This is a genomic window from Algoriphagus faecimaris, assembly GCF_900101705.1.
Taxonomy (GTDB): domain Bacteria; phylum Bacteroidota; class Bacteroidia; order Cytophagales; family Cyclobacteriaceae; genus Algoriphagus; species Algoriphagus faecimaris.
In genome coordinates this window covers 17,408-30,918 of record NZ_FNAC01000014.1, presented here as the reverse complement: position 1 = coordinate 30,918, position 13,511 = coordinate 17,408, and the positions used below count along the sequence as shown (strand labels likewise).

The following is a 13,511-nucleotide window of genomic DNA, read 5'->3' as shown; positions in this document are numbered from 1 at the left end:
ATTTATAGATTCTGGTCTCTGAGATAGAGCCGGAAGTGATTGACTAATATGGTTTTCAATAGTACATCGTTCCTATTGAACAAAAATAGCCCTTTCTTTTGATGCTTTTTGATACTATTTTTATGATTAGTTAATAACTTATGGGTATCAATGGAGCTTAGACATTTGAATTATTTCAAAGCGGTGGCGGAGGAGTTGAACTTTAGGAAAGCTGCTGAACGGCTATTTATCTCTCAACCTGGATTAAGTCGACAGATCAAGCAGCTAGAGGAAGAGTTGGGTGTGCAGCTTTTTGAAAGGGATAAGAAACACGTCTCCCTAACAGCTGCAGGAACGTATCTCAAAGGAGAGGTCGATTTTATTCTAAATCATCTCGAGACGACCAAGAGCCAATTAAGGGAAATAGCTGAAGGGCGAGAGGGGGAGTTGAGAGTTGGTTTCTTAGGCTCTGCTTCCAATCAAATCCTCCCCGATTTGCTCAATCGTCTCAATACTGCCTTTCCCAAAATCGTGACTAGTTTGGAGGAATTGAGCAATCAACATCAAGTAGAAATGATTCTTAAAGATGAGTTGGATTTAGGTTTTGTTCGATTAGCGACCGTGCCCGTAGGTTTGGAGAAGAGGGCGGTACTTAGAGATACGTTTTCATTGGTAGTACCAGATTCTCACCCGATTCGCCCTGAATATTTCAACTCTTTAGGCCAGTTCTCCGAGGAGTCCTTTATTCTTTTTTCATCAGACTATTCCAATTTTTACTACGATCAAATCTTAGGCATGTGCAGGGACGCTGGTTTTCAGCCGCAAGTCCGGCATAAATCTGTTCATGCCTTGACTATTTTTCGCTTAGTAGAAAATGGCTTGGGTGTGGCGATTATTCCCACTTCCTTGGGGGTAGGGTACGATTTGAAGGTTCGGTTTATGGAAATTCCTGCTATTTCTCAGTTCACGGAACTTTCGGTCATCTGGAAGTCTGAAAATAGAAATCCGGTTTTGGGAAAAGCTTTAAGGTTGATTTGAAGGACAAAATTGATAATCTAATGGGTAGAAGCTCTATTTTTGAGAAATGTCGGGTAAGTGTCGGGTCAATTCCGCCTCTTTTTCACTCAAATTTTCATCCTTTAGAAAGATCTTGCCATGGTTAAATCAAAATCTACAATCATAATGCGACAACCAGAACTAGGCAAAAAAATCTCAGCATTGAGAAAGTCCAAAGGACTAACTCAAGAAGAATTGGTGGAAAAATGTAATCTCAATGTGCGTACTATACAGCGCATCGAAGCTGGAGAGGTGACTCCGAGAAGTTATACTGTAAAGGCGCTTTTTGAGGCTTTGGATTATCAGTGGATGGAGGAAGAGAAGGTACAGGATCTTCCAAAAAAGCCACCGGTAATTTTGTACGTAGCCTTTGCCATGGGCTTGATCTATTTCTTTTTGGCATTTTTCGAAATTGATATGGAAGTAAATTATTTGAAGGAGGGGATATTGTCCAATCCTCAGAATTATGTCTTGATCAAAGTATTTACTTTTCTCACCTACGTTATATTTATTTATGGATGGGTAGAATGGGTCAAATTTTATCCTAACGCAATTCTAAAAATTGCCCTTTGGGTGATGATTTTAGCCAATTTGATCATGTATTCCCTAGATATATTTTCGATCTATTCGGAGAGGTTGGCACTAGAAGATTACTATTTGGTAAAGCTGTCAGTATTTGGATTGGCTTACGCATTTATGGGAGCTGGATTTTTGGCATACAAATCCATGTGGTCACATATTCCTCAAGTAGTAGGGGGATTAGGTCTGATCAGTGGTATTCTTATTTTTTCAGGAATCGGAGTTCTGTTGGGCTTGATTCCGTTGACCTTATTTGAGTTGGGTCAGTTAGCTATGATGATCTGGGGCATTAATGAAATCGGGAGAGAAAATTCTCCCGATTTATCCTTGCAGCCCTGATTAAAATTTGAGAATGAATTCCTGAAGATTCTCAGATCGCTCCAGCTTTATCTTTTTACGAAGTCTATAGCGAGCGATTTCTACACCACGGATGGTGATATTCATGAGATTAGCAATTTCTTTGGAGGAGAGGTTCATCCGTAGATAAGCACTCAACTTTATCTCTTGAGGGCTCAGATCTGGGAAGGCGTTTTTGAACCGGGTCATGAAATCCCCATGCACTTGATCGAAATGCATTTCAAACTGCTCCCATTCCTTATCTCCTGCAATGTTTTTCTCTATGCTTTGAATGATTTTTTTGATTTCATTCTTGACCTCCTGATTTTTACTTTTTTTGATAATACTATTCAGATGAGTTTTGGTGTGCACGATGAAGCCATTTTTATTGATCAGGTGCATAGTCGCTGATGCGAGTTCTTTGTTTTTACTGTTAATTTCTGACTTGAGTTTTTCAGTTTTGAGTTTTTCGAGTTCTGCTTGGGATTGCCTTAGGTCTGTTTCTTTCTGCTGTATTACTTTGGATTGGGCAGCTTTAATTTGCTCTGCCTCTTTTTTCATTTTGCTATCCAAGTATTTCAAAAGCAGGTAAAGTAGCAAAATGGCTAAAATAGCATAGATGAAATAAGCTAAACCGCTTCTATACCAGGGTGGTAGCACTTCAAAAGAAAAGGTGTCTTCTTCGGCTATCTGGTCATAGATATTTTTGCTTCTCACGTGAAAGGTATATTTCCCTTCTCGTAGATTAGTGTAAGCGTTGTCTTTTCGGAAACTCCACCCTCCATAGTCAGGCTCTAGACCTTCCAGCCAAAACTGGTATTGCGTCGTATTTTCATTGTTAGGAATAGGATTACTTGCCTCAAACCTCAAATTGGCTGCATGGTATGGGATTTTTGGTATTGATTTCGTCGATTGGCTATATCTTAAGGATTCATTTTCCCAATAATTGCCTTGCGAAATCAAGGAATCACTAAGCCCTGTGAGATAGACAGAGCGGATTAGGGTAGGATATGGAGTGGAAGAATTGAAGTTTTTGTCGAGCTTGTACCAAATGAACCCTTCATTGGCAGCAAAAAGAACCTCATTCGCTCCTATCAGTGAGATATTCTGTAAGTCATCATTCAAAAAGGCCTTGATTTTATTAAAGACTTGATGGTTTTTTTGGTAAGTTCCGTTGATTTTTTTCTCTAATACTCCGACTTCATCATTTCCTATGTAAAATATATTCCCCAAGGGGTCCTCTACCATGCTTGTAGTAAGAAAATTGTGCTCGAAATAGGGCTCAAAAGTGGGATCTTTTTCGAAGCGATCCGTTTCAGCATTGTGCTGATATAGCCCGTATTCGGTAGAAAAAACCAATCGATTGTTGATTTTCCAGACGCTATTAAGGAGGTTGGTAGGAAGTCCGGACTCCACTCCATAAAATTTCGCGTCAACTTCTTGTAAATCTTCACTTAATTTTAATCTATAGACCCCCTTATACCCGTGCGCCATCCATATATCACCGTAACTGTCCTGTTCCAAAATTCTTGAGGATTCTTCAAATCCTTTTAGCTTTCTTAGAAATTTGATTTCTGAATCCGTTTTTTCAAAAAGTGCCAGACCACTGTATGTTCCGCTGATCAGATAGTTGGGATGGTTTTTCAATTGTTGAAAATTCCAGATCCCCTGGGTTCCTTGTATGCGACTTGCTTGATTGTTTTTGATTTCAAAAGCACCATCATTTTGAGCCGAGAGCAGTTGGTTTTCGATTTGGGTAATCTGGTATACTTGTCCTATTCCGCCGGGGATGGGAAGGATTTCAGAAGGGTCATCATTGAAAAATTTTTGAGTGAAAAGTCCATAGTTTGTCCCATAGATGAGATTTTCTCCTCTTGCATATGCGTCATACCCTGTGCCTGGAAGCCCAGAAAACTGATCAATCAAGCGAAAGGGGAGACTTAATTCCAATAGCGTAATTCCGTTGTTGTGACCTACCCAAAGGTTACCTGCCAAGTCCTCAAAAAGTGAAAGAATCGAGCTATTCCTCAATCCATTTTCCTTGTTTAGGTGAAGTATGATTTTTCCATTTTGGTCAATAACATAAAGTCCATTACGCTGGCTTCCAATAGCAATTGTTCCGTTCTTTAATCTTTTGGCCCTATTGAGTTGGATTCCATCTGGGATATCAGAATCAAAAGGTTTTACTCCAACAGGAGAAATTTCGAATATCCCTTCATCACGGGTGAAAACAAGATGCCGGTTGTTTGAAAGGGGAATGAAACCGGTTAAAATTTTTTCTGAAAAAAAATCTCCGAAATTCAGAGGGATCAACTCCTCGTTTTCTAAGAGTAAAAGTCCTCGATCCCTGTCATTGACAATAGTGGTGTTATTTGCAAAATGAAAACTCTCGAATGTCTGATTGGCATCAATAATTAAATCTAGCCTATGATCTTTATCGAAAATAAAAAGCTCATTGAACGTACAGAAAATCACTCGGTCGTTTAGGAAAAGAATATTCCAGATTTCTTCAAGGTTTCTTTTCGACTCGGGTAGCTCCTCAAGAAGCGAGTGATAAGTAAGGCTTCCATTTGAATCCGGCTTGAAGTACCCAAACTCAGCTTGTCCAGACACATAAATTATCCCAGACTTTCCGATTGCTACGTCCCTGATTTTGGTGCTGTTTGGAAGGGAATACCTTCTCCAAGTGGTCCCGTCATACTCAAGTAATCCAAAATTATTAGCCACATAGATCAGACCTGATTCGCTTTGTGAAAAGGCGAAATTTTGAATGCCACCTTGGTATTCGTTGGTGGAATAGAATTTAGAAAAAGGAAGACCTGGTTTTTGGGCAAATGAGTAAAAGGAGTGGACCAGTAAAATCAATAGTATAAGCCTGTGCCTCATTGGATTAATTTGGGTTTAGTTTCTAAATATAAGAAACAATTTGATGTATATGCTTTACTAAAAAGATGAAATAAAAAAAGTCTAAAAATTAAGGTATGGAGCTCTTGGATAAGCTTTTACTGAGTTGCTATGAAATAAAACCAATTGTCTTGATGTGGTCATTTGTGGGGATTTTTCATATCAAGGAGTGTGGAAAAGATTGCTCTAATTAAGCAATGTGTGAATATTTGACCTTTATTGAAAGGAAGAGATTTTTCTTCAGAAATATTTTTTCCTCAGGATTAACGCTATTTTGTGAAGTCTTAAGGTATTGAATCACAGTCTTTTTACATGTAGCCTTGCATAATGAATGGAAAAAAGCAACTCTTACACCATTAGAATCTCGCTAATCGTAGCCCTAGGTGGATTTTTGATGGGATTTGACGCTTCTGTGATTTCGGGTGTGGTTAAATTTATCGAGACCGAATTTGACTTGACCAAACTCCAACTCGGTTGGTCTGTTGCCTCCCTGACATTAACTGCTACCTTGGCCATGATGGTCTCAGGGCCCTTGAGTGATCGTTTTGGGAGAAGGAAGGTTTTGCAAGTGGCTGCGGTTTTGTTTGCAGTAAGTGCGCTTGGTTCAGCAGTAGCTCTGGATTTTTTGACTTTGGTAATTGCCAGGATGATCGGTGGTTTTGGAGTAGGGGCTTCCCTGATTTTGGCACCGATGTATATTGCCGAAATCGCTCCTCCGAGTATGAGAGGGAGGCTGGTTTCTTTCAATCAACTGAATATTGTTATCGGTATTTCGGTAGCCTTTTTCACTAATTACCTAATCTTACAACTTGCCGAATCCTCATCTGAATGGGCGCTGAGCCTGGGTTTTCAAAAATGGAATTGGCGATGGATGCTTGGACTTGAGCTGTTGCCAGCTATGCTCTTTTTTATAGGCTTATTCTTTGTCCCTAAAAGCCCTAGGTGGTTGGTCATGAAAGGGCAAACAGATCAAGCGCTGCTGATCATGAGTCAGTTTACCGAAACGGAAAATGCCCAAAAACAAATCAATGATGCCATCCGAAGTATTCACGAGGAGAAGGGCAAAGAAAAAATTATGTTGACCGAATTTTTTAAACCTTCCTATAGATTGATGCTACTGATAGGGGTAGTGATTGCGATCCTTCAGCAGATTACGGGAATCAATTCGGTTTTTTTCTACGCTCCGATGATTTTCGAGCAATCTGGCATTGGAACGGATGCTTCGTTTATACAAGCGATATTGGTTGGTCTCATTAATTTGGTGTTTACCATTTTGGCTATCTTATTTATTGACCGACTGGGCAGAAGGCCTCTTCTGTTGGTAGGACTTGCAGGGATTGCAATCTGTATGAGTTTGTTGGCCTATGGGTTTGGAAGTGCAAGGTATGAATTGACACAAGACGCTCTGAACATGCTTCCTGAAGAAATTGATCGGAATAGGCTAGTCCCCATGATTGATCAAGTGTATGCGGATGATGTAAGTTTTAAGGAAGCATTACGTAACAATTTAGGTGAAAAAAATGCCCTTGCCTTTGAATCCAATTTGATCACCGCAGCAATCAATATGAATCCTACTTTGATATTATTCGGCATTCTTGGCTTTGTTGCCTCTTTTGCGATTTCTATAGGTCCCGTGATGTGGGTGCTGTTTTCTGAGCTTTTCCCTATTCGCATTAAGGGCGCTGCCATCTCTTTTGTAGGCTTTCTAAATTCATTGGTGAGTTATCTTGTTCAGCAGTTTTTTCCATGGCAATTGGAGACCTTAGGAAGTAGTACCACTTTTTTGATTTATGGTTTATTTGCGGCATTAGGGCTCGTATTTGTGTGGTTTATAGTTCCTGAGACGAAGAATAAATCACTGGAAGAGCTCGAAACGATCCTAATTAAAAGGTAAAGGGTATATTCCTTGCATTGCGATCAGCTAGCTGCTTCAAGTTGTTTAAGAGAAATGAAATTCTTGAGGAAAGATTTTTTAGTGCAGATTAATGGGCTAAACTCTTCTTCCCTTGGTATGTTTTTATGTTATTATCTACGTTTTTTGTTCCCTAGATCCCATGTTTTAAGGAGAAACTATTGTCCATGAATTCTGATTTGACCGAAAAAGTATATGATTTTATCACCGATGAGGGAGAGCAAAGGGCTTGCGAGAAGATTTCAGAAAACGCCTGCAAGGAAGTTCCCGGAAATTTTTTAAAGAATGTAGCTAGTGGAGGGTTTTCCAAACTAGCTAATCAATTGTTTTCCACTGGAACTACCTTACCTTGGATTTTTTCAGCGCTTAATGTCCCCTCTTTTTTGGTGGGAGCCTTGGTTCCAATCAAGGATGCAGGTTCTTTATTGCCTCAGCTATTTGTTTCGGCAAAAATCCGAAGTTACTCAAGGCGAAAGTGGTTTTGGGTGATTCCATCGGTTTTTCAAGGGTTGTGCCTTCTGGGTATGGCTTGGGTAGTGAATTCTCTTGAGGAGTTTTGGGCAGGATTCTGGATTTTGATTTTGCTGGCCTTATTTAGCATGGCTAGTGGCATAGCAAGTATTAGTTTTAAAGATGTTCTTGCCAAGACTGTAGAGAAGGGAAAGCGAGGTCAGTTATTGGCTTTCAGGAGTTCTTTAGGAGGTGTTTTTACGGTTTTGGCAGGAGTATTTTTATTCCTTCAGCAAGAAGGGAAGTCGGAGGATGTAAATTATCTTTTCTGGTTGGTCATAGGAGGAGCGGCTTGTTGGATGATAGCGGCCGCTTTTTTTGCGGGGATTTCTGAGCAGCCGGGAGCTACTGAAGGAGGAAGAACTCCTATAAAAGAGCTGAAGAAAGGCTGGCAGCTATGGAAAACAGATGCTAATTTGAGGAGATTTATTATGACACGGGGACTTTTGATGTCTGTGCCTCTTGCTCAGCCTTTTTTTGTGGTAATCGCTCAAAGGGAATTGGGATCAGCTGTCAAGAATCTCGGTTTTTTGATTTTGGCTGCTGGTATAGGAGCGGTAATCTCATCTCCTTTTTGGGGCAGGTTTGCAGATCGCTCTTCTCGCAAAATGATGCAAACTGTATCGCTCTTGGCGGTAGGCTCGATTTTATTGATGTTTTCCTTTCCATTTTGGTCGGAAAACTTTCAGAGCATTTACAGTTTTGGATTTATCCTTTTGCTTCATGTGATGATTTATGGGGGAGCAAGATTGAGCAGAAAGACCTATTTGGTGGATTTTGCACCCGAAAAAGAGCGCCCTCTGTATGTGTCCCTTTCCAATACTATGATTGGCGTTTTTACATTGATAGCAGCTGTGCTCGGCGGTTTGGCTCAGTGGATCGGGTCTGACGGTATGCTCTTGTTTTTTGCTGGGCTTTTACTCGTGGCAGCCTGGATGTCGACTAGGCTTCGGGAGGTGTAAAAGTAGTGGCGTGGAGCGACTGAATTTCTTTTTTGACTTGGCGAAGGATGGACAGATTGGAACTGCTATCGGAGAAGATTTCCAGGATTTTAGGTTGTACGCTTTGAGCATAAAATTTTTCCATTCCTTCTTCCAACTCAGCTCTATTTTCTGCTTTGGAATAGGTGAAACCATATTCTGCTGCCAGACTTCTGGCGGATAATTTTTGCCGAGTCTCAAAAAACTCCTCCAATTCAGGCTGTGAAGAGGGTCCTTCGATAATTCTGAAAATTCCTCCTGCGTGATTATTTAGAATGATAATCCGGAGATTTGGCATCGAGTAGTTGTGCCAAAAAGCATTTCGATCGTAGAAAAAGGCCATGTCACCCGTGATCAGCGTGACAGGTTCTTTGGTAGTAAAAGTACATCCAACTGCCGTGCTGTTGGAGCCATCGATACCACTTGTGCCCCTGTTGCATACGATTTCCTGATTTCTCTTTCCTAGAAAATTGACATAGCGTACCGCCATGGAGTTGGCCAAATGAATTTTTGAAAAAGGAGGTATCTTTTTTAGTAGAAAATAAAGGGCTTGGTACTCACCGAACTTTTGGTTCTCAAAAATCAAAGGGAGGTTGGTACGCAGGTTTTCTTCTAGTTGATTCCACTTATTCTGGTATGTTGGATTTTGAGCAGGTAGGTTTTGAGTAAGCCAAGAAAGGAAGTTGGTGGGTGAGCAGTTTAGAATTCGGGAGAGCTGTTGATAAGAATCTCTTACAGTTCCTCCCTCTTGAATATGCCAATGGGAAGCTCCTGATTTGCGAAGGAAAAGCTTGAGTGATTTGGAGATGATAGACATTCCAAAACTGATGATTAAATCTGGCTTTAATTGATCGTGCAAAGTCTCATTGCCTAGCCAGTGATCGTGAAAATTAACACTTTTTTCAGATTGTAAATTGGAGATGACATCTGAGACGATTACTGCCTTTTTTTCCTTGGCAAGAGCTTCGAGCAAGGTTTGAATTTTTGGATTTGGTCGCTGCTGTCCTGGTACGATAAGAATTCGATTAACCTGCTGAAGTCTATTTTTCAGTTTTTTCAAACTTTCTTCCGAAAGGGTTAAGCTGCCTTGGTATTGACTAAATTGGGGAGGGTCCTCTGGAAACTGGAAATTCTCCCCAGTTTTGGGATAAAATGGCTCTCTTAAAGGGATATTGATATGAACTGGGCCGGCAGGATATTGCTGGGATAGGTTAATGGCTTCGTTGATCATGCGGGAGGCATGCCAAGATTTATCTGGAACAGAAAAATCATCTGGGAACTGGAAGCTTTTTTTGACGTGTTTTCCGTAAACTTCCTGCTGATAGATGGTCTGTCCGTCCCATTGATCTATCCATTCCGGGGGCCGATCAGCGGTAAGAATGACAAGAGGTACTTGCTGAAAAAAGGCTTCTGCTATCGCTGGATAATAATTGAGAGCTGCAGAGCCTGAGGTGCAAACCAAGACCACGGGTTTGGCGAGTTGCTGAGCCATTCCCAAAGCAATGAATGCTGCCGAGCGCTCATCAGAGATAGTCCTAGCATGGATATCAGGATGCCTTGCAAATGCCAAGGTCAGCGGTGCGCATCTGGATCCGGGGGAAAGAATCGCATGATGTATACCTTTCTTGGCACAGATCGCCACTAGGTCGATGATGGGTTGGATGATCACGATTCTTCTGATTGAAAGAATTTACCAATAATCCTACATTTCATTTCGGTCTCTTCCCATTCTTTTTCAGGATCAGAATCTTCAGTGACTCCCGCTCCAGCGTAAAGTGTGATCTCTCCATCCCCAAAGGAAGCTGTTCGGAGATTGACATAGATGGCGGTACTTTCTTTTATATTGACAGGTCCTATAAAACCGGCAAAAAAGCATCTTTCAAAGCCTTCATGCTCCTTGAGAAATTCATGAGCTTCTTTTCTGGGCATACCACATACTGCCGAAGTAGGGTGGAGGAGGCCAAGCATCACTGATCCCAATTGAGGGAAATTCGTGCTCTTCATATTCACTCTGAAGTCTGATCTTAGGTGCAAAAGATCTCCTGCCAAAACGGTCTTTGGGCCATGCTCATCATACTCCCTGAGTCGGATTTTTTTGAAACAATCCACGATATACCTACTGACTAGAGCTTGCTCTTCGATTTCTTTTTGTGTCCATGCTGCAGACTTTAGCGGATTGTCTCCTTGAGCCTTTTGAGTACCCGCCAGAGACATGGTATAAAACTCATCTCCTTTGGTTTCAATCAATGTCTCGGGACTGGCACCCAGCCAAGTGGCTACTTCTGGCAGGTGAAAGAAATTTACGAAAGAGTTAGGATAGGAGTTCATGAGCTCCCAGATACTCTGAACCAAGTCAAAATTGGATGAAAGCGGAATAGTTTTGGTTCTTGCGGGTACCACTTTTTCTAGTTTGCCAGCCTTGATCCAAGAGATACTTTGTTCAACTAATTCCAAAAAATGTGCTTTGGAGCTGCCGACTGAGACGTTTACTTTTCTTTCTTCGGTAGATTGGTTGTTGTTTGTCAGAAATTGCTCTAAAGGTCCTTTGGAGGGAGGCTGGTTTTTGACCCAGTCGGGAAAGTCAATCTCTTGCGGCTCTAAACTTAAATCTAGACTAAAGTATTCTGAGGCTTTAATAAAATAAGCCTTTTTGTCTTCTTGATCTTCAAAAGGGTGAATGATAAATCCTGCGGGTAATTCTTCTATTTCCATTCCCACTTTTCGGATTTTCTCTTCGGCATCTAGAACCAACTCCAAAACATTTGATTTTGGTTTTCTCCATAATGCAAAAGGCCTACCTGAAGAAAAGGCGGCGTTCAAAAGCATGCGAATTGCATCTTTGGTGGCGACTTGAGAAGTGACGAGAGAATCGATCATTTTCTTTCCAAAATTGCTAGGGTGATCCTACTAATACAGCAGAGTTGCCCGGCTTCATTTTTAACTTTTATTTCCCAGACTTGAGTGCTTTTGCCGATATGAATGGGCTTTGTTTTTCCTGTGACATAACCTTCTCGGACAGCCTTAAGGTGATTAGCATTGATCTCTAGCCCTACGCACGTATATTTTTTAAGGTCAATCGTCAGTGAAGCCGCTACGGAACCCAAGGTTTCTGCAAGTACTACGTTTGCTCCCCCGTGTAACAAGCCCATAGGTTGTTTGGTTCGATGATCCACAGGCATCTTTGCTTCTAAAAAATCATCTCCTACAGCCGTAAACTCTATACCGAGATGATCGACTAGGGTTTGACTTCTTGTGTTATTCAGCTCATTTAAGGTAGGCTTTTTGAGAAATACCATGAATTTTGGATGGATTTGTTTTTCTTTGACCCTTGGGCAAAAATAGCTAAAATGAACAGAAAAAAAATATATTTAGTCAGACATGGGCAGACAGATTTTAACCTGAAAGGAGTAGTGCAAGGAAGTGGAATCGACGCTCCCATCAATCAAACCGGTAGAGCCCAAGCCCAAGCTTTTTTTGATGCGTATCAGCAGGTCCATTTTGACCAAATTTATCATACGGCACTGATCAGAACGAAACAGTCGATCGCAGAATTTATTTCTAGAGGAACGCCTACCGCTGCTCTGCCTGAACTGAATGAGATTTCCTGGGGAGATTATGAGGGTACTCCGATGACCCCCGAGGAAAACGAGTACTACAAGCATATGCTTCATCAGTGGCAGGAGGGAAATTTGGACTATGCTATCGCTGGAGGAGAAAACCCCAATCAGGTAGCAGATCGGATTTCAAGAGGAATCGAAAAAATTCTAAAGGGTCCGGGAGAAACTATCCTTGTATGTATGCACGGTCGGGCAATGCGGATATTTTTGAGTTTGATTTTCAATTATGATCTGAGATACATGGATCAGTTTGAACATAAAAATCTATGTCTGTATCTTTTAGAGCAGCTACCCAATGGGACTTTTACTTTAAAAAAAGGGAATGATATCGATCATCTCAAAGACTTGGAATAGCAGTTGAGGCTAATTTTTTGGATTTTTTTGAGTTTTCCGAATCGTAGGCCTGAAGCATCATTTCCAATTCCCTTTTACTTTGGGTCATGTCAAAGAGCCGAAAAGCGACTTCTTGAAGTTGAATATTATTCTTTTTCCCCGTATCAATTAAGAATTGCCCCAAAAAGCATTCATCAAAATCGCAGGAAGGAATCTCTATCAGCAGAGCAAGCTCTGAATTGCCAGAGTAAGAACGAGTAGAAAAAGAAGAAAATTGGGCTTCGATGGATTTCAGTGAGGTTTCGTTTGCTTTTAATTCTTTGGATTTGAATAAAACCAAAAAAGTTTTGGTCTCAGGCCTAGCTTCGGCAAGAGAATAGAAGGTGAAAAGACAAAAGAATAGTAAAACGTACTTTCTCATAGCATCCAATATACAGAAATAATCTACGGAGAAGCAAGATTGTTTGGATTTAAAAAAAAGAAAACCCCGAAACAAAATGCTTCGGGGTCTATGTATTAGAGACTAGGTCGATTAGGACCTAGCAGTTCTTTTTTTCTTTGGAGTTGGTTCCTCCTCGATCTCATCTTCTACTCCGGCAAGGATTCTTCCACAATGCTCACAGACAATCAGTTTCTTCTTTTCACGAATATCTGCTTGTCTCTGCGGTGGCACCGTATTGAAGCAGCCTCCGCAGGCGCCTCTTTTGACCATTACTACTGCAAGACCGTTTTTCGCGTTATTTCGAATTTTGTCATAAGACTTCAAAAGTCTCTCTTCGATTTTCTTAACCGCCTTTTCACGTTCTGTGTTAAGCTTAGCCTCTTCGCTTTCGCTCTCCGCTACAATGGTGGATAGCTCATCTTTTTTCTGATCAAGATCTTTTTGACGATCTTTCATGATTTCGTTCAATTCGTTGAGATCATGCTTTTTCTGATCAATTTTCAGACCTGCTTCAGCTATTTTCTTTTTGGCTACTTGGATTTCAAGATCTTGAAGTTCAAGCTCTTTGGTGATGGCATCGTATTCCCGGTTGTTACGGACATTCATCTGCTGTTCCTGATATTTTTTTATCAGTTTTTCAGAATCCTTAATGCTTTCTTTAAGAGCTTTGATGTTATCCTCAAAAGATTCGATTTCGCTGTTGAATTTCTGTAGGCGGGTCTCGTAGCCGGCTATTTCATCTTCAAGATCCTGAACTTCTTCAGGCAATGCGCCTCGTACTTTGAGTATGGCGTCGAGTTTTGAATCTATAAGTTGAAGGTTGTGAATTGCCTCTAGTCGTTGTGCTACTGTACTTTCCATGT

The 13,511-nt window shown here is 40.9% G+C and carries 11 protein-coding genes; 5 read left to right on the top strand and 6 right to left on the bottom strand.

The genetic code is table 11. The annotated features are described in order from the left end of the window. Positions 1-150 precede the first annotated feature (150 nt). Both BLQ57_RS09075 and BLQ57_RS09070 read left to right on the top strand, forming a co-directional pair. Positions 151-1,017 (top strand): LysR family transcriptional regulator, encoded by an 867-nt coding sequence (locus BLQ57_RS09075; RefSeq protein ID WP_087938940.1) that lies wholly within the window; start codon positions 151-153, stop codon positions 1,015-1,017. A 144-nt stretch (positions 1,018-1,161) separates the two neighbouring features. After that, positions 1,162-1,953, top strand: coding sequence for a helix-turn-helix domain-containing protein (locus BLQ57_RS09070; protein ID WP_087939018.1), 792 nt, complete (start codon positions 1,162-1,164; stop codon positions 1,951-1,953). Here BLQ57_RS09070 and BLQ57_RS09065 read toward each other — a convergent pair whose 3' ends face one another. Beyond that, entirely contained in the window at positions 1,954-4,836 is a 2,883-nt protein-coding gene (locus BLQ57_RS09065) for a ligand-binding sensor domain-containing protein (protein ID WP_087938939.1), read from the bottom strand. It abuts the gene before it with no gap. Positions 4,837-5,185: 349 nt separating this feature from the next. Between BLQ57_RS09065 and BLQ57_RS09060 the strand changes: the two genes are divergently transcribed. After that, positions 5,186-6,748, top strand: coding sequence for a sugar porter family MFS transporter (locus BLQ57_RS09060; RefSeq protein ID WP_087938938.1), 1,563 nt, complete (start codon positions 5,186-5,188; stop codon positions 6,746-6,748). Positions 6,749-6,933: 185 nt separating this feature from the next. Further along, positions 6,934-8,238: an MFS transporter gene (locus BLQ57_RS09055; protein ID WP_087938937.1), complete on the top strand. Its 1,305-nt coding sequence runs from the start codon at positions 6,934-6,936 to the stop codon at positions 8,236-8,238. Here BLQ57_RS09055 and menD read toward each other — a convergent pair. The 3 genes from menD to BLQ57_RS09040 are packed head-to-tail and all read right to left on the bottom strand — an operon-like array spanning position 8,219 to position 11,552. Then, positions 8,219-9,925 carry a 2-succinyl-5-enolpyruvyl-6-hydroxy-3-cyclohexene-1-carboxylic-acid synthase gene (gene menD, locus BLQ57_RS09050; protein WP_087938936.1) on the bottom strand — a complete coding sequence of 569 codons (1,707 nt, stop codon included), beginning with the start codon at positions 9,923-9,925 and terminating at the stop codon, positions 8,219-8,221. The two genes, BLQ57_RS09055 and menD, sit on opposite strands and share 20 nt — an antisense overlap. After that, positions 9,922-11,133, bottom strand: a complete 1,212-nt coding sequence (locus BLQ57_RS09045) for a chorismate-binding protein (RefSeq protein ID WP_087938935.1) — start codon at positions 11,131-11,133, stop codon at positions 9,922-9,924. Before BLQ57_RS09045 ends, menD begins: the two co-directional genes overlap by 4 nt. Further along, positions 11,130-11,552, bottom strand: a complete 423-nt coding sequence (locus tag BLQ57_RS09040) for a hotdog fold thioesterase (RefSeq protein WP_087938934.1) — start codon at positions 11,550-11,552, stop codon at positions 11,130-11,132. Before BLQ57_RS09040 ends, BLQ57_RS09045 begins: the two co-directional genes overlap by 4 nt. Before the next feature lie 51 nt (positions 11,553-11,603). On the opposite strand from BLQ57_RS09040, the gene BLQ57_RS09035 reads away from it, so the two are divergent. Next, positions 11,604-12,227, top strand: a complete 624-nt coding sequence (locus BLQ57_RS09035) for a histidine phosphatase family protein (RefSeq protein WP_087939017.1) — start codon at positions 11,604-11,606, stop codon at positions 12,225-12,227. Here the strand turns inward: BLQ57_RS09035 and BLQ57_RS09030 are convergent. Both BLQ57_RS09030 and BLQ57_RS09025 read right to left on the bottom strand, forming a co-directional pair. After that, entirely contained in the window at positions 12,211-12,627 is a 417-nt protein-coding gene (locus BLQ57_RS09030; protein ID WP_087938933.1) for a hypothetical protein, read from the bottom strand. The two genes, BLQ57_RS09035 and BLQ57_RS09030, sit on opposite strands and share 17 nt — an antisense overlap. Before the next feature lie 111 nt (positions 12,628-12,738). After that, a complete protein-coding gene (locus BLQ57_RS09025) occupies positions 12,739-13,509 on the bottom strand; it encodes a zinc ribbon domain-containing protein (protein ID WP_087938932.1) in 771 nt (256 codons plus the stop codon). Positions 13,510-13,511 lie beyond the last annotated feature (2 nt).